We start from the raw sequence: 18,117 nt of genomic DNA on the forward strand, positions 1-18,117 counted from the left end.
AACGCTCATAAATGGAACCTCTTTACGCTAAAAGCGATTTTATTGCCATTGATTTCAACCCTTTTGATGATCAGCTCACCATCAGCAAAATCGTGTCAATTAATAAAGCACAACAGGAAATTTACCTCTCTTGCCTTTTTGGAGAACAAGCCGCTAACCTGGCCTACAACGAATCGCTATCAGTAATGCTAACTGGCAATTTCAATGTGGGCTACTTCAAACAAGCCTTTGCGCAAATCATTAAACGGCATGAAGCCTTGCGCAGTGTCATCAGTGGCGATGGGGAGAAGCTGATTATTTATGAAGATCTTCCCTATGCAATTACGGAAGAGAATTTGCTGCACCTCGATCAGGAAACCGCTAAAGCCAGTACAGCTGATTTTATAACGCGACAGATGTCTATGCCTTTTGATTTGCAGGAAGCCCCCCTATTCAGGGCTTTTATACATCAAACTTCTGCCGATAATCATATAGTCACCTTAATCTTCCATCATATTATTTGCGATGGCTGGTCAATGGGCATTATCCTCGAAGAGTTAAGTAAGGTGTACAGTGCACTTTGCAGGGGCAATTATCCCCTGCTACCCGAAGCATTCCAGGTGAGTCAATTCGCCCTTGTACAGGAAGAATATCTGCGTAGCCAAACCTTTCACGAAACTGAACAATTCTGGCTGCAACACTTTCAACACCGTATCCCCGAAGTAAATCTGCCTGCCGATTTTCCGCGTGGCGCATTACGGACTTATCACTCACGACGCATCGACCAGCTGCTCCATCAGGATGTAATTGAAACCCTGAGAAAATGTGGTGCGAAAATAGGTTGCAGTCTGGTAACTACCATGCTCTCCCTGTTCGAGATTCTCATCCACAAAAAAACGCTGCAAACAGAAATGGTTATCGGACTACCTTCTGCAGAACAAGCCGTAACTGAATTTTATAACCTGGTAGGTCATTGCGTTAATATTTTACCGATCAAAAGCCGTATCGACCCGGATGTCTCCTTAACCGATTATCTTAAAGCAAAACGCGAACAGCTGATGGACGTTTATGAGCATCAGCAGTATAGTTTTAGTCAATTGCTCAGCAGTTTAAAAACTAAAAGAAATCAGTCGCGCATTCCTTTAGTACCCATTGTTTTCAATATCGACATGGGTATGGATAGTGATGTGAATTTCTTTGACCTAAAGCACCAGGTCGTTTCGAACGTACGCCAAAGTGAAACTTTCGAGCTTTTCGTTAATGCAACCGATACTGCCGAAGGCCTCACGCTCGAATGGAACTATAACAGTCAGCTGTTTACATCCGAAAGCATCAACAAAATGATGGATGATTTTACGCTACTGATCAACGGATTCATTGAAAATCCATCTGTCCGCATCATCGAGGCCATCAGCACTGAGCATAGAAAGGCCATCGTTGCCGGTGAAATAACTGCCATTACCAAAACATGTATTGACCTCCTTAGCGAAAGTGTTTATACCTTCCCCGATAAGATTGCTGTAGCCGATGAAATAAATCAGATCTCTTACCTGTCTCTCGACAAGCAGACCAACGCGCTGGCGAACTACCTTTCTGGTACGGGGATTAAAAAAGGACAGATAGTTGCGGTTGCCATGCACCGCTCCGTTCAGATACTTACAGCCATTATTGGCATTCTTAAAACCGGGGCAGCTTATCTTCCGATCGATCCAACATTACCGGCCGATCGCATAAAATATATGCTGGCTGATGCAAATGTCAAGCTAATGATAACCGATGCGGCCGACAATATCGGTACCTCGGTCAATCGCGTTAACCTCAATCAATTATTTCAATTCCTTGATCTGGAGGCTCCGCAATGGCAGCAACCAGCAATCAGCTTAACCGATACCGCATACTTACTGTATACCTCTGGCTCAACGGGTCGCCCTAAAGGCGTAAAAATCAGTCACAATAACCTCTCTAACCTCTTGTCAGGAACCATGCAGATTCCCGGCATGAAGCCTGAAGACAAGCTGCTGGCCATTACAACCATCTCTTTCGATATTGCAGTGCTTGAACTGTTTCTTCCGCTTGTTTCCGGTGCAAGTGTAACCATTGCGAACACCGAAGCTGCTAAAGATGGTCGCCTGATCAATGAACTTATTGTCCGCGAAAACATCACCATTATCCAGGGAACACCTTCGACACTCTCGATGATATTGGATTCAGGACTTCAGCGCAATCAACTGCGGATCATTGTCGGCGGCGAACAACTTGACTTGCTCCTGGCCAGAAGAATCATGGCTACGGGTGCACGGTTGTGGAACATGTATGGACCAACAGAAACAACCATCTATTCTATAGGAAAAGAAATCCTCAGAGAGGACGAAGTGATCACAATAGGAAAACCCATACACAATACCCAGGTGTATATTACCAGTACCGCGGGGTACCCGGTACAAATCGGACAAACCGGAGAAATATGCATTGGTGGTGAAGGTGTCGGTCTCGGTTACCTAAATAACAATGCCCTCACTAGCCAGAGATTTACACTTGCCGGCAAAAATTCCAATACCATTTTATATAAAACCGGCGACCTCGGGAAAATACTTCCCAATGGCGAAGTACAATGTTTTGGACGTATTGACCATCAACTAAAAATCCGCGGACATCGCATCGAACCGGGCGAAATTGAATCGTTATTGCTCAGTCAAACCGACATTAATCAGGCTGTGGTAGTGCAAAGAAATGATTATGGGGATGACAGCTGTCTGGTAGCATACATCATCCCAAAAGAAACAGCAGTCAGCAATCCCGCCGTGATTGGCCAGTCCTTGAATATCCGGAGTCAAATGCCATTAACCAAAGATTACACTCAAATGTTGTTGAACGAGCTGGCGAAAACTTTACCAGCTTATATGATACCAAAATACGTTGTGGCCATGACTGCAATGCCTTTAACCCAAAGCGGTAAAGTCGACAGAAGTCGCCTGCCAGCACCGGAGGTAAATAAAGTATCAATTTCAAAAGATGAAGCTAAGCGACTTACTACCAACGAACAAATGTTAACTGATATCTGGTCTGAGTGTCTGGGTACTCAAAATATCGGCATTAACGACGACTTCTTTGAACTGGGAGGAAATTCATTGATGGCTGTAAGAATGATGGTGAAGCTGGAGAAAGTTACGGGCGTCCGCCTGCCATTAACCGCACTGCTTAGTCATTCTACTATTGAGCAGCTGGCGTTGCATTTGAAACCTGACTGGGGTGAATACCGTTCGCAAACCATTATTCCCATTCGTACGGAAGGAAACAAACCACCTGTTTACCTTATACACGGAAGCGGACTAAATGTGCTTTTATTCAAAGGCATCATACAATCCCTTGATATCGATCAGCCTGTGTTTGGCGTTCAGGCCATCGGTCTTGACCAGTTTGAAGCCATCCCCGATAGTATCGAAGAAATCGCTGCGCGGTATATAGAAGAACTCCTCCTTCACAACCCACAGGGGCCATACAATATCGTTGGTTATTCTATGGGTGGATTCATCGCATTCGAAATGGCAAAACAATTAAAAGCCGCCGGAAGAAATATGAATATGCTGGGTGTAGTGGATACAGATACAGGTGAAAATGCATCACGCCCTGGTGACCATAAAAATCTGTCATATTTCATGAAGCGGCAATTCAAAAAAATACCCTTCATCACCAGGTCATTCAAGAAAACCCCGGTAAAAGCCATTAAATATCAGCTGAACATCACCAAACAACGCCTGCTTAAAAAAGAGAACGAAATGGATCTCGAGTTTGGGATGCTCAGCCAGCGGGAAAAAGAAATCTATATGGTTTATGATCTGGCACTTGAAAAATATTTGCTCACGCCTGCGGCATTAAAAGTAACCCTCTTCAGGGTTTCGGAAAGGTTGTATTTTCTGGATGATCTGGTGCATCTGGGTTGGGACCGTTTTGCCTCCCTTGGTGTTGAGGTATGCGAAATTCCCGGAGATCATAAAACATTTATTTCCGAAATGCACAGGAGCGCTTTTGCCAGGATTCTACAAAACCAACTTAATCACCACACCCATGCACACTAAGGAAAAGTTCGTCATCTCCAGTACGCCCTGGCATGATTACCTCCGTTCATCAGTCCTTGAGCAAAACCTGAATCATGTTTTCCAAATCAACGTTGCCGAATGCTTCGAAACCATCGCTGGTCAGTTGAATGCAGTGTTGCCCGCTACCGAAATAGAAAAAGCATCAAGGTTTTCGAATTATGACGATGCGCAACGTTACCTGTCAACCAGATTTGTGCTACGAAAACTCATATCAACCACAACCGGGCAGCAACCTTCGTCAGTATATTTCGGCGAAATAAAAAATAAAAAACCCGTTACAAAAGGGATAGCATTCAACATCAGTCACAGCGCCAATTGTATCCTGATCACCCTCAGCAAATACGCCATAGGTATTGATGTGGAGTACATCAGCCCCCGTTTTGATTATGTGGAGCTCATTTCCCATTGTTTCGATCAGGATGAACAATATTTGATCAATTCTGCAAACGATAAAACAGCAATGTTTTATGCGCTCTGGACCCGCAAAGAAGCCATATTGAAAGCAACGGGTGAAGGTTTGATTGATGACCTGCCAGCACTTAACTGCCTTTCACCAGTGTATAGAAACGCAGGTAGCGACTTCCAGTTACAAACCTTCGCACTTGGAGCTGATTACATTTTTACCCTGGCAAACAGCCATATAGCCAAAACCATATTCTGGAATTACCAGATTTAAACAATAAGATACCTGACTAGCAACTGGATATAGCCTTAAGAATGTCATGGCATTTGGTATTAAAGGGCTATTGTGATGCAGAGCTGCCAGCTTTACCTTCGTATCAATAAAACATAGAAACCAAAACCCTCGAAATTCATGAAAATAGCAGTAATTGGTACAGGCTACGTTGGCCTGGTAACAGGCACATGCCTGGCAGAAACCGGAAACGACGTGATTTGTGTCGACATCAACGTCGCCAAAGTAGAAAAAATGCAAAATGGCCTTCTGCCAATTTATGAGCCAGGGCTTGAATTGCTTTTTAACCGCAACATCAGCCAGAACAGATTAACGTTCACCACCAACCTTGCTTCAGCAATTAAGGATGCGCAAATTATTTTCATGGCTTTACCAACCCCTCCGGGTGGCGACGGTGCAGCAGATTTATCTTACATACTTGGCGCGGCCAAAGATGTTGCCTCGCTGATTACCGATTACAAAGTGATTGTAAATAAGTCAACTGTTCCAGTGGGCACAGCTGCTAAAGTAAAAGCAATATTTGAACAACATACCACCATTGAGGTAGATGTGGTTTCCAATCCTGAGTTTTTAAGAGAGGGAGTTGCGGTAGAAGATTTCATGAAACCCGATCGTGTTGTACTCGGTACCGGTAGTGAAAGAGCAAAAAAACTCATGACAGAGTTATATGCCCCTTACGTACGTCAGGGAAATCCAATCATCTTTATGGACGAAAAATCATCAGAACTAACCAAATATGCCGCCAACGCTTTCCTGGCTACAAAGATTACCTTCATGAACGAAATTGCAAACCTATGCGAACTCGCAGGTGCAGATGTTGATGCAGTCAGGAAAGGCATAGGCTCCGATGAAAGAATCGGAAAACGTTTTCTCTTCCCTGGTATTGGTTACGGTGGATCTTGCTTCCCAAAAGATGTTCAGGCACTGGTTAAAGCCGCAGATGAACATCAGTACAATTTCGAAATCCTGAAATCCGTGATGCAGGTAAACGAAAAACAAAAGCTTGTTCTGGTAAATAAAGTCCTTCAATACTATGATTTTGATCTCAATGGAAAGCATTTCGCCATCTGGGGATTGTCATTTAAACCTGAAACCGACGATATCAGAGAAGCTCCGGCACTTTATATCATCAAATCACTACTTAAAAAAGGCGCTACCGTAACCGTTTTCGATCCTGAAGGGTCTGAAAACGTAAAACAACTTTTCGGCGATAAAATCGGCTACGCCAAAGACCAGTACGAAGCGCTACATGCAGCTGATGCTTTACTTATCGCTACAGAATGGTCACTTTTCCGCAATCCAGATTTTGAAATGATCGAAACGCTGATGAAAGAAAAAGTCATTTTTGATGGGCGGAACCTGTTCGACCTGGAGAAAATGAATGGCTTAGGCTATTATTATAACAGCATTGGTCGCCAACTGGTTAACCAGTCTGATACTGAAGAAACAATTTACGTCGGAGGCCACGAATAATGATCGACAACAACATACCAGTACAGCACAACCAATCCGGAAATACATCAGCAAAACGCATCCTGATTACCGGTGCAGCAGGTTTCTTAGGCTCACACCTTTGCGACCGCTTCATAAAAGAAGGTTACCATGTCATAGGCATGGATAACCTCATTACCGGAAATATTGAAAACATTGAACACCTGTTTGCATTACCGAACTTTGAGTTTCACCACCACGATGTTTCCAAATTTGTACACATTCCCGGAAAGCTGGATTATATTCTGCATTTCGCATCGCCTGCAAGTCCGATAGATTACCTTAAAATCCCGATACAAACGCTCAAAGTGGGGTCTCTGGGTACACACAACCTGCTTGGCCTGGCCAGAGCAAAAAATGCGCGCATGCTGATTGCTTCTACTTCTGAAGTTTATGGCGATCCCAACGTAAACCCTCAGCCCGAAGAATACTGGGGCAATGTAAATCCGGTTGGGCCGAGAGGTGTTTACGATGAAGCCAAACGTTTTCAGGAAGCCATCACCATGGCATATCATACCTTCCACGGCGTAGAAACCCGCATCGTGAGGATCTTCAATACCTACGGACCAAGAATGAGACTAAACGATGGTCGTGTACTGCCTGCGTTTATCGGTCAGGCGCTACGCGGTGAAGATTTAACCGTTTTTGGTGATGGCAGCCAGACACGCTCCTTCTGCTATGTCGACGATCTGATCGAGGGCATCTACAGACTTCTCCACAGCGATTACAGCCAGCCGGTAAATATCGGCAACCCTGATGAAATCACCATTAAGCAGTTCTGTGAGGAGATCATAAAATTAACCGGCACTACGCAGAAAATCATCTACAAGGAACTCCCTCAGGATGACCCTAAACAACGGCGCCCCGATATTACTAAAGCCCGCGATTTGTTAAACTGGGAGCCCCTGGTTGGTCGTGCAGAAGGCTTACGAATTACCTACAAGTACTTTAAACAATTACCTGAAGACGCCCTGCAGAAAACCGAACATAAAGATTTCTCAAAGTACAACACGCATCACATTGCGCAGGCAGAGCTTACATCCTGATCATTTTATCTCAAAGTGCAATGCTAAATCATACAGAAGTGACAGCCCGACCAGAATTACGTAATAAGAACATCCTGTATATCGGGGTAAAATTTTACTACTATCATCAGCAGCTTATCGATAAGCTCGAATCAAGCTATGGTGCCCGGGTAGATTATTTTCCCGAAAGAGATACCAGTATCCTGTATGGCATTATCAATCGCCTGAGTCCTTCTAATCTGGAGGCCTATCAGGAACTGCACTATAAACGGGTTCTCCGTCAAATCATGGAAAGGGAATATGATTATTTCCTTGTCATCCGTGGTTTTAAGATGCCCGTGTGGTTTGTAAAAAAGTTAAAAGAATTAAACCCATCACTTAAACTGATCAATTATCAGTGGGATTCAAATGCAAACAGTCCTTTCATTAATACGAGCACACATTACAACATATTGCCCGAATTTGATGTGACGTTATCTTTCGATTATAAAGATGTAAGTGACTACCCGCAACTAGCCTATTCTCCAACGTTTTATACCGACGAAATTAAGGCGCTTGGGCAGCAAAACGAAAGTAATGTACAAAAGTATGATCTGTTTTATTTCGGCTCTTATCTTCCTGAAAGATATGCAGGACTTCAAAAGTTCATTGCTTATGCAAAGGCCAACAACTATTCTCTGAAATCGCATTTTTATATGCCGATCAGATATTATATCATCGAAAGACTAAAGGGCGTTAAAATCGACTGGAAACTGATCAAACTTACCAAGATGTCCCGGGAAGATTACATAGCCAACCTGGCAAATGCGAAAACAATTATTGATGTAAGCAACGCAAAACAATCTGGAATGGCCATGCGGGTACTAGATGCACTGGGTGCCGGTAAAAAGGTTATTACCACCAACAAATGGGTAGCCCAGGATAGCATATTTGATCCCAGGCAGATTGCTATTATAGACATTGAAAATATCAGTCTGGATAAAAATTTCATTGAAGATAACTCACCCCTGCCACGAAAGAAGGAATTCACAATGGACAGGTGGATAGAACGGATCTTTCTCGAGAGTTTCAGTAAAGTCAAGCAGCCGGCACAGTAATCTATTCACATTCCCCCAACCTAAACGTAAAAGAACGAATAATCCCCGTTAGATGAAGATTTTATCCAAGCTTAAGAACATACATTTTCTGTCATTGATGGGTACGGGAGGCATGTCGGTATTAACCTTTCTGTTAACCGCCATTCTTTATCGTTCTTTGTCCATTAAAGAAATAGGCATCTGGTTCTTTTTTCAGTCTATGCTTTCCTTTCTTGATACCTTTCGCCAGGGTTTCTTATCTACCGCATTTGTCAAGTTTTATGCCGGTGCCTCACCCGAGCGGGGCCGCGAAGTAATTGGTTCAACCTGGTACATTGCTACGGCCACCACCGTTATCCTTTTATTGCTCAGCATTCCGCTCCTGTTTATTGTTTATCTGATCAAGGACGAAAGCCTGGTCTTTTTTGCAAAATTCTACGCCTTTAATCTAATGGCATCATTACCGATGATCGTGACGATGTGCATTGCACAGGGCGATTTAAAGTTCGGTCGCTTGTTGTATATCCGCGTATTCCAGGTAAGCTTTCTCATTTTGTGCGTAGGCTTTCTCATTTTTACCAGGCAAAATAACCTCGTCAATTTAATGTACATTAACATTGCAGCCAGCGCCATCACAAGCATTTTCTGCATGCTGCTGGGCTGGTCGGGCATCAGGTTCTTCTCGCATCGCACAAGAGAAAGTACACGGGAGATTTTCAATTTTGGTAAATACACGGTAGGCACTTCAATAAGTTCCAGCCTTTTCGGCGTTACCGATACCTTCGTGATTAACTTCATGCTGGGTCCTTCGGCCCTTGCCGTATACAACCTGGGCCGTAGGCTAATGGAGGTAGTCGAAATACCCCTGCGCAGCTTTGTAGCAACAGCCATGCCTGCACTGTCAAGCGCCTTCAATCAGGGCAACAAGGAAAAACTCATTTCAACAATGGGTAAATACATTGGTATCATCACCATTGGTCTCATTCCTTTCCTAATTGGCACATACATCTTCGCCGGCTACGCCTTAGCCATTATTGGTGGTGGCAAGTACAATGGTACCGAAGCCGGATCCATAGCGGTGAATATATTCAGGATCAGTGCAACAATTGCACTGCTTTACCCGGCCGACAGATTCATGAGTGTAACTCTTGATGCCATTCACAAGCCTCAAATCAATTTATATAAGGTCATCATTATGGTGATCATCAATGTAGCCACCGATTTCGGAGGGATTTATTTCTTTGGAAACATATATGGATTGGTAGCAGGTACATTTATTCCGATTCTTGTGGGAACCATCATTTCCTATTACCACATTAGCAGAGGCTATAAGCGCTTTTCAATTGTGGAAAGCTATACCAATAGTTTCCTGGAAATTAAAAGATTTGTCTTCAACGGGTTTAAACCCGATAAAAAATTATCTCATTAAAAGCTAAAAATCATGACAACCATGTTCAGCATACCATCCTGGGTTCAGCAATACAAATTTGACTACACTAAAGTAGCAGAGGTACCCGATCAGATATTCAACGATATTAATTCAAAGCTTGATACGCTGACCAAAGGCGAGCCCGATGTGAGCATCGTCATTGGCGCATGGAACGAGGAAATCAATATACTAAAGAATGTCGCCAGCCTGGCTGATCTAAAATCCAGGTATAGCATCGAAATTATTGTCATCAACAACAATTCTACCGATGGTACGCAAACTACGTTAGATAAGCTTAACATCCGCAACTACTTTCAGCCCATTCAAGGCTGGGGGCCTGCACGGCAAATGGGGCTTGAACAATCCAGAGGGAAATACATCCTCCTTGCCGATGCCGACTGCGTTTACCCCGCCTGCTGGGTAGATGATATGCTCGAATCACTCTCACAGGATAATGTTTCCTGTGTATACGGGCGCTACTCGTTCATCCCTGAAAAAGGATATCCCCGCTGGAAACTTTATATGCTCGAAAGAATGAAAGATGTAATCTCGGAACTCCGTCACCTGAAACGTCCTTACCTTAATGCCTATGGCATCAGCATGGGCTATGTGAAAGCATACGGACTCGAAATTGGTCACATCATGACCCGTTTTAGAGGGGATGATGGTAAAATGGCTTTCGACCTGATGAAATACGGCCAGGTGAAACAGGTTAAAGGAGATAAAGCAAGGGCATGGACTGCTCCCCGCACATTACAGCGCGATGGCAGTTATTCAAAAGCCTTATGGAACAGGTTAAAGATCGAATCTGCCAAGTCGCTCTCTTTTTTAACGGCAATGAAGCCACATGACACTAAAAATGTTCCGGGCGAATAATTAGATATTAACAAAGCAATATGGTATTTTTTCCTCAGGTTTCATTACTCATTACCCATTACAACAGAAGTCATTCTTTAAAGAACCTGTTGCAAAGATTCCGGCAATTGAACTGTGTATTCGGCCAGATAGTGGTTTCCGATGACGGAAGCAAGTCCGAACACGCAAAAAACCTTCTTGAACTTCAGAAAGAATATGGATTTCTGCTGGTAACAGCACCTACGAACCGCGGTCTGGGCAACAACCTCAATAAAGGCCAGGATGCCGTTAATAAGCCATTTACGCTTTATATTCAGGAAGACTTCGAGCCAGCTGATCTGTTTCCGACCGCTTTTGCCGAAGCGTTGGTCATCATGGAAAACAGAACTGAACTCGACATCGTTAAGTTCTATGCCTATTACCCATATGCCTACTTAAAGTCGTACAATGAAAATTTTGATGAAATGTATGTACCGGCCTTAGCCGCAGATTACAGGAAAATCTATTTTTATACCGATCACCCTCATTTACGTCGCTCCGCTTTCTTCACCAAATTCGGCCGCTATCCCGAAGGTATCAAAGGCGACGCAACAGAGTATAGCATGTGCATATCCTTCCTGCAGCACAAAGGAAAAGGTTTATTCTATAAAGATTTTGCTAACCTCCTCTCACAGAAAAACTCAGCTGAAGAGCCAAGTACCATGCAGAGGGAAAACTGGAAACAACGTAACGGGCTCCTGATCAGCATGATCCGCTATGTGTACAGACAATTTAAATATAATTTCGATATTGTAACTCAAAAGCCCCTGAAGCAGATGCCATAAACGCCGGACTAAATCCGGCGTTTTTTTCCTTCCTTCCCGCTTTCTTCCTTGCCTCTTAAACGCCTATTGATTCGTAAATCTCCTTTACCGAGCGTTCCCAGCTATGTGATCTGGCAAAAGCTTTTCTTCTTGCTATAAGTTCAGCATTGTTGTTTGATAACAACTGGTGTATGCCATCAATATATTCTTTTAACGAACCGGCCAGGCTAACATAATGTTTAAATGCCTGCATCGACTTTGTAGCCGTTGCAATTGTCGGCTTGCCCAATACCAGGTATTCATCAATCTTTCTAGGATAATTACCTATTGTCAAATCATTTACCACCTGCGGATTAAAGCATACATCGAAGCTGTCAATATATACCGGTAAATCAGTTACAGGCTTTGGACCGGTAAAGTGTACATTCTGCAGCTGATGTAATTCGCTGTTTAAGAAATCTTCATCTTCAGGTCCAACCAGCACGATGTTCCACTCAGGTTTGGCTTTGGCAATTGCACCAATTAAACTAATATCCAGGCGTGCAGAGGTAAGTACACCAACATAACCAATTACGGGTCCAACAAAATCTCCCTTTATTTTATCCTTTTTGCTGTTCAGATATTCATCAAAAAGTTCAAAGTCGCATCCCTGCCCAACATAAAAAGCATTAGGATTATAGGTAGCGCAATAATCTTTAAGAAATTCCGAATTCGCTACGCAGATATTGCTTTTAGCAATCAGCTTGGGTTCCAGGCTTGTACCATGCCTCTCGTAATAGGTGGTCGCAATCATATTATCCCTCGAATAATACACAGAGAAAGCAGGCTTCAGAAAATCAATCAGGTAAAAACTCCTGAAAATATCACTGTCGTTAAACAGAATCACATCTTCGAAACCGAGTGCGTCTATCGTAGGCTTAATGGCCCGATAAAACCGCTGGTTATTCAGGCGGTTAAAAACGTTAAATAAAGTGTCGAAGGGCAGCCAGTTAATTGATTCAATTAAGCAATCCGGATAAAGCGTATACAGGTTATTGTTAATCTGCTGTAGCCCTTCCTGTTTGCCGGCAATCACGTCTAAACGCATTTTTACCCCGGCGTTATTCGAACGCCTGATTTTAGTAATCCGGTCAAGTGGCGGATTGATATAAAGAACACGGTTGTGTTTTGAAAACTCCACTGCAATATTTTTGCAATTGCTACCAATCTCGGTATCCCAGGCTTGTTGCCCTACGATAATAATATTTCGATTTTTCAAACCTTAGCTTTTAGCCTCACCTTTTAATGAGGGAATGACGTGTACGGTAGCTACTGATCGTTTATTCGCATTTCTGATTTTCAGAAGCGAACACACCTGCAGATACATAAATGCGGGAATATTTAACAAGGAACGGAATATTTTCTGATCAGCTTTACCATGGCGTAAGCCAATATAAAAACCAGTTACAAACAACAATAAAGCTACAAACCAGGTAATGGCCATATAACTGCCCATCAATATATTTGCAGCGAAGCAGATTACGGAGAGCAAAATAAAAATAAACAATGGTGGTCTCACCAATATAGTACCAAACAATATCTGGTTCCAGCTCAACGTTTTAAACCCTTTAATCAGTACTGATAGTCCAAGTCCGAAATATTTAAACCAGGTATTAATCCATCTTGAACGTTGATGAACCAACTGCGTAGAATTGGCGGTCTTTTCATCGTATACTATAGCCTGGGGTGCAAATGCTATCCTCTTATTCATTCCCACTATTTTGGCTTGAAGTACCTTATCAAAACCTGCGCCTTCTAAATCATAATTTTTAAAACAGTCCAGATATAACGAAGTTTTAAAAGCCATGCCCGAACCCGCAAGTGTGGCAGATGAGCCCAGTTTGAACAATAATTCCCCGTCAAAAAAATGATAATAGTAGTCTCGTGCGGCATCCATCGCTGCGATAGCTGTATCATAAGATTTTGCTTTCCGCACCCCCTGTACTGCTTCGTAACCAAGTTCAAACAACACATTCATTTCGTTTAGGTATTCCGGGTCAGTCAGGTTATCGCTATCAATGATCGTAATCAGCTCGTGCTCACGAATAAAATGGGCTATCGCGTATAGATGAGATCGGGTGTTACTCGCCAGCACCTGTTCAGGGCGCAATACCACTACCCGGTCATCATCAAATGAAAGTCCCGATACATCGCAGTTATCTGCCACCACATATATGGTATAGTGCTGATAATTTAAAGATAACAGGGATTGTACCACTGCCGGCAATAAATCAACCTGTTGATAAGCCGTCACAATGATCCCGTAATCATAGTCTTTCGAAACTCTCCGGGATTCTTTTGCAGAAGGCACCAGGAGGTAAACTACATAAAGTAAAATGGGCAATACCAGATTATATCCGATAAAAAATTGTAAAATCAGCCATAGATAATGTATGATCATGGTTTATCTTCTTTTATTTTGTGAGCAGTGTAAGCCTTGTAAAACGCAAGACCAAAAAACAAAATCCCGGGAATTATAAATATCTCAAATGGCATGGTATTAAATTAAAATGGGCCGGGCAACAGCCTTTTCCATTAGTTTATGTTGATGAACAAATACCCACGACAGGTAAACCACTATTGAAGTAGGCATCAGGTTAATTACCTCATTTCCGTAACTGCAAAATAATATACCTGCCGCACCCGCAGTAAGGGCAATCAGCTTGGTTTTTAAAATCTTATTTTCAATGTTCCAAACCATCCCGCAACAACTCCCGATAATATACATCATTACACTGAACCAGATGGTTAAACCCACCACCCCGTACATCATCCACACCTTCACAAAATAACTGTCGGGTGGAACGGTAGACAGGTATTTATCCGCATTATAAAGTTTCCCGTAATAGCCTGTTACCCCCGGCCCTGCACCAAATGGTAAATCGGCCATGTAAGCTTTGATATTTTGCTGGTTGATGAAACGCACATTCAGCGAAGCATCTTCAGGGTTTAATGCCGACCTCAACCGGTAAATCTGGTAATTGCTATCGCCCAGGTGTGTAAATTTCAAAATGGCCAGTAAACCTAAAACCAGCATACCACCCACAAAAAGCGCTTTAAAGTTTTTACTTAAGATAATCGCCACTAAACAGCCAATTACAATGGCAAACAAAGCTCCCCTTGTTCCAGAGATCAGCATGCCATATATATTGATAAAGCCACATAAACCAAGCAATATCCGTTTCCAGGTTTTAATAGGCGCAAGGGCAAACATCAGCGCCATTAAGCCAATATGTGCCTGTGAGGCACCAAATTGTCCGGCATCACTATAAAACGAGAATACCCTTAACCTGCCCCATAACAGGTGGGTGCTGGCGTTTTCTTCAAGAAATACCTGTTCCCCTTTCGATAATCCAAAATGAAGCTGCTTAAAACCGTTGATGGTGGCCAGCGTAGAAAGTCCGATGATCAGAATAATAAAGATATCCAGTTCCCTCTCCGACTTAAAAGTGAGTAAACCCAGCATCACAATCATAAAGGGATAAACTGCCGTACTCCTGATTTCATTGATCCAACCGGCTAAACTTGTTCCCGGATTAAAACCCTCAAGTAAGCTTACCCCAAGCCAGATGAGCAACGCATAAAAAATACCTGTGTGCAGCCTCTCCCAGTTTTCTTTTTTGCTGGTAATTAATGTGCAGATGAAAATTACCACCAGCACACAGTCAATAAAAAGCCCCACCGGCAAACCACCGATTTCTCTTGATATAATGAAGAAGAGAAAGCAATAGGCAATTAAAAAATAAAACAAAAATCGTTGCATCGGCGCGTTTGTAAATCCTTATAGATGCGGTTAAACAACTTTATTCAAAATCCATCCTAAAAATCCTGGCTGTTCTTTAATGTATCTTACCAGGCCTTGCTCCTGATCGCTGATACTGGTGTTATGCTCAAAAACAGCGATGTTCTTTTCGGTAAACAAAAGCCACTCTTTCGAAATATTTACATCAGCCAGGCTGTTGATATCAATAATGATATAATCAAACTCTTTCTTTAAAACATCAAATCCATTTCTCAGGCTCACCACATTCTGAATCTCCAGTAGTGAATTTCTTTCACTGCTTTTATTCATAACCGTGATCAAATCTTCGGTGTGGAACTCCTTTTTTACCAAAAACGAATGAAAACTCTGACTGGTCACTAAACCGGTTTCATCGCTCAGCTGTTTCGATTGCTCGTCTGCAATCAGCAGCACTTTCTTTCCCGTTAAGGCAAAGGCATAAGCCAGACTGTAAGCGATAAATGTTTTACCAGCTTTAGCCTTTAAACTCGTTATTCCCAGAATCTTACTCTGGTCTAGCTCCATCTGATTAAATATTTCAAACCTCAGCGAACGAATTTGTTCTTTGTAAACTGTGAACTTATCATTGTCACTTTTGTCGTTCCAGATATCGCGGGGATTCACTTCCTTATTGCCGATGCTGTTCAAGCTTCCTATCGCAACAGATTGTGTGGCGGCTTCAAGTTGCTTAGCATTGGTAATGGATGTGTTGGCAACCACCAGCAGAAAGATAAAGCCAAGGCAAAGCGAAAGCGAACCAATTCCTGAACCGGCAACATATAGAACCTTTTTAGAAGGTTTCGGATTGCCGGGTAAACCAACCTGTTCAATCTTGAGGTTCAAACCCAGCTTCTGATCTGTTTTAGCCAGATTGAACCGATCCAATGCAGCCATATAGTCTTTAGTCGCCAGTTCAGCATCTCTTTCATAATTTTGAATATCGGCATCAAAAGGTACCATCCCGCTGTAACGCGAGCGCAGCACCGAAAGTTCCGAATCAATGGAGCGGATACTGCTTCGAGCCTGTTGCAAGGCAATTTCCAGTGCCAGCTTCTGCTGTACCAGGTCTTGTTTCGAAGAAGCCGTGTTAATCACATTCTCGTCAGCGTTTACAGCGCTTCTCGAGCTTAAAATCCGGTTAAGCGAATCTATCCTGCGTTGGTCTGAAGGTTTAAATCCGCCATCAATAAAAGCATTATTTGCCAGTTGCAAACGTCTTTTCAGGTCAATAATTTCCCGGTTGTCGGCACGGCTGCTGCCATTGATGTATTTATCACTGCCCCTCAGTTTGCTTTCGATGGTGGCGATAGCACCACCGTTCGATTGAATCACCCGCATGGCTTCCGCACGTTGCGATTCATAGAGCGAAATCTGATTATAAACCGTAGCCGATTGCTCTGTCAGGTTTAAAACGCCTTTGGTTTTCCTGAACTTCGAAAGCTGTTCGTTTTTCAGGTCCATTTGTGTTTTCTTGCCCTGTAACAAAGAATCCAGAATTCGGGCAGAAGAATTCTGGTTAAGGGTAACATCCGTACTATAATTACTGATAAACTCCGAAGACAAGGTATTCACCACATAAGCGCTTAATACCGGACTTTCAGATAAATATTTAACCGTAATCAAATCACTATTCCCAGAATGAGAAACATCCAGGTGTTTATTCAGGTCCTCTTCCGAGTAGCCCATTGTTTCCGCTATGGTATAAAACGGATATTTTCCTTTGTCGTCATCAAGCGTCAGCACTGCTTTGGCAGCTAGCCTGGCTTTAAACAAATCCAATACCTGTTGCCTTTCGGTTTGGCTCCAGTTTTCTACCAGCTCCGGATAGGGTTTAAAGCTCGTCTTCTGATTTTCCAGATCATGAATAATAAGCTTGTAGGTCAGGATATCCATCATCTTCTTCATGGTGAATTTCTCCACCAGGTTCGAAAACTGCTGATTGGTAGTAAACCAGTCTACGGTTTCATTGCTGATCACTTTTTTAGAAGGATCCAGTAAACCAGTCGATACCTGCGCTTCAGATTCATATTGTTTTGGTAAACGGTTCACCAAAAAGAAAGTAATCACAATAACCGCTACAGGAATCCCGATGATCAGCCATTTATTGCGATTGGCATGTTGTAAAAATGATTTAAAATCCATGTGTATCTCTATTTACCTTCCTGTATCTTTTGCCCTATAATCTCTTCCAGCATTGCTTTTGCTTTGAGGTAGTTGGTTTCGGTTTGTATCTTGAGTGTAAGCACCTCTGCCTGTTCAATTCTCGATTGGTTATAAACATCGAGTGTAACGCTGCTCCGTTCAAACTTACTTCTCAGGCTTTCCGCAACACCTTTGCTGTCAACCGCACGCTGGGTAACCACCTTCAGCTGGGTTTTCTGTTCCAGGTAATCATAATAGCGTCTTTTTACTTCGGTAGTGAGCTGATAGTCAAAGTCAAGTTCCTGCAACTGTGCAACCTTGTATTCTGCTTTAGCTTTCTTCACCATAAAAGGTTTCTGTAGCAGTGTTCCGATATTGATATTGATACCAGCCTGTAAACCATTAACATTATATGGATTCACCAGGTCTACAGCCGATTTCCCTTCCGGACGATAAATGTATGACACGTTAAAGATGTCGAGGTACGATACCTGTGCCATAGGTACTCCCGCTTTGGCACTCTCAGTAAGTGCCTGCTGCACTTTACGTTTGCTATAGTTCTGTTTCGCCAGGGCGATATAGGTTTCTATATCTGAAGCATTAACCTCAGTCAGCATCGATTCTTGTGCATAAGCGCCTGTAAACGAAAGCAACATCAATAAAGTGGTAATCTTAAATAGGTATCTCATTTTTAAAAAAATTAATC

General features: G+C 42.8%; 13 protein-coding genes. 8 read left to right on the top strand and 5 right to left on the bottom strand.

What is annotated here, in order from left to right; all coding sequences use genetic code 11:
• The first annotated feature begins 11 nt into the window (after positions 1–11).
• The 8 genes from AB669_RS03490 (at position 12) to AB669_RS03525 (ending at position 11,470) form a co-directional block, all read left to right on the top strand.
• Positions 12–4,055 carry a non-ribosomal peptide synthetase gene (locus AB669_RS03490; protein WP_047797915.1) on the top strand — a complete coding sequence of 1,348 codons (4,044 nt, stop codon included), beginning with the start codon at positions 12–14 and terminating at the stop codon, positions 4,053–4,055.
• Positions 4,045–4,752 (top strand): 4'-phosphopantetheinyl transferase superfamily protein, encoded by a 708-nt coding sequence (locus tag AB669_RS21380; RefSeq protein WP_053058228.1) that lies wholly within the window; start codon positions 4,045–4,047, stop codon positions 4,750–4,752. Before AB669_RS03490 ends, AB669_RS21380 begins: the two co-directional genes overlap by 11 nt.
• A gap of 138 nt (positions 4,753–4,890) precedes the next feature.
• Entirely contained in the window at positions 4,891–6,243 is a 1,353-nt protein-coding gene (locus AB669_RS03500; RefSeq protein WP_047797916.1) for a UDP-glucose/GDP-mannose dehydrogenase family protein, read from the top strand.
• Positions 6,243–7,307: a UDP-glucuronic acid decarboxylase family protein gene (locus AB669_RS03505; RefSeq protein ID WP_047797917.1), complete on the top strand. Its 1,065-nt coding sequence runs from the start codon at positions 6,243–6,245 to the stop codon at positions 7,305–7,307. Before AB669_RS03500 ends, AB669_RS03505 begins: the two co-directional genes overlap by 1 nt.
• A gap of 20 nt (positions 7,308–7,327) precedes the next feature.
• Positions 7,328–8,383 (top strand): hypothetical protein, encoded by a 1,056-nt coding sequence (locus tag AB669_RS03510; RefSeq protein WP_047797918.1) that lies wholly within the window; start codon positions 7,328–7,330, stop codon positions 8,381–8,383.
• A 52-nt stretch (positions 8,384–8,435) separates the two neighbouring features.
• Positions 8,436–9,791, top strand: coding sequence for a lipopolysaccharide biosynthesis protein (locus tag AB669_RS03515; protein ID WP_047797919.1), 1,356 nt, complete (start codon positions 8,436–8,438; stop codon positions 9,789–9,791).
• 21 nt (positions 9,792–9,812) lie between these two features.
• A complete protein-coding gene (locus AB669_RS03520) occupies positions 9,813–10,667 on the top strand; it encodes a glycosyltransferase family 2 protein (RefSeq protein WP_047798062.1) in 855 nt (284 codons plus the stop codon).
• A gap of 20 nt (positions 10,668–10,687) precedes the next feature.
• Positions 10,688–11,470, top strand: coding sequence for a glycosyltransferase (locus AB669_RS03525; protein ID WP_047797920.1), 783 nt, complete (start codon positions 10,688–10,690; stop codon positions 11,468–11,470).
• Between the two features lie 55 nt (positions 11,471–11,525).
• Here the strand turns inward: AB669_RS03525 and AB669_RS03530 are convergent, their stop codons facing one another.
• The 5 genes from AB669_RS03530 to AB669_RS03550 form a co-directional block, all read right to left on the bottom strand.
• Positions 11,526–12,707 carry a glycosyltransferase gene (locus tag AB669_RS03530; RefSeq protein WP_047797921.1) on the bottom strand — a complete coding sequence of 394 codons (1,182 nt, stop codon included), beginning with the start codon at positions 12,705–12,707 and terminating at the stop codon, positions 11,526–11,528.
• A gap of 3 nt (positions 12,708–12,710) precedes the next feature.
• On the bottom strand, positions 12,711–13,889 hold the full coding sequence (locus AB669_RS03535) for a glycosyltransferase (RefSeq protein WP_047797922.1): 1,179 nt from the start codon (positions 13,887–13,889) through the stop codon (positions 12,711–12,713).
• A 99-nt stretch (positions 13,890–13,988) separates the two neighbouring features.
• Positions 13,989–15,251 carry an O-antigen ligase gene (locus tag AB669_RS03540; RefSeq protein ID WP_053058230.1) on the bottom strand — a complete coding sequence of 421 codons (1,263 nt, stop codon included), beginning with the start codon at positions 15,249–15,251 and terminating at the stop codon, positions 13,989–13,991.
• 30 nt (positions 15,252–15,281) lie between these two features.
• The gene (locus AB669_RS03545) at positions 15,282–17,411 is read right to left on the bottom strand and encodes a hypothetical protein (RefSeq protein WP_047797923.1); all 2,130 of its coding nucleotides are present in this window, start codon (positions 17,409–17,411) and stop codon (positions 15,282–15,284) included.
• Positions 17,412–17,419: 8 nt separating this feature from the next.
• Entirely contained in the window at positions 17,420–18,100 is a 681-nt protein-coding gene (locus tag AB669_RS03550; RefSeq protein ID WP_047797924.1) for a TolC family protein, read from the bottom strand.
• Positions 18,101–18,117 lie beyond the last annotated feature (17 nt).

Source organism: Pedobacter sp. BMA (genome assembly GCF_001027745.1).
In the GTDB taxonomy this organism is placed as follows: Bacteria; Bacteroidota; Bacteroidia; order Sphingobacteriales; family Sphingobacteriaceae; genus Pedobacter.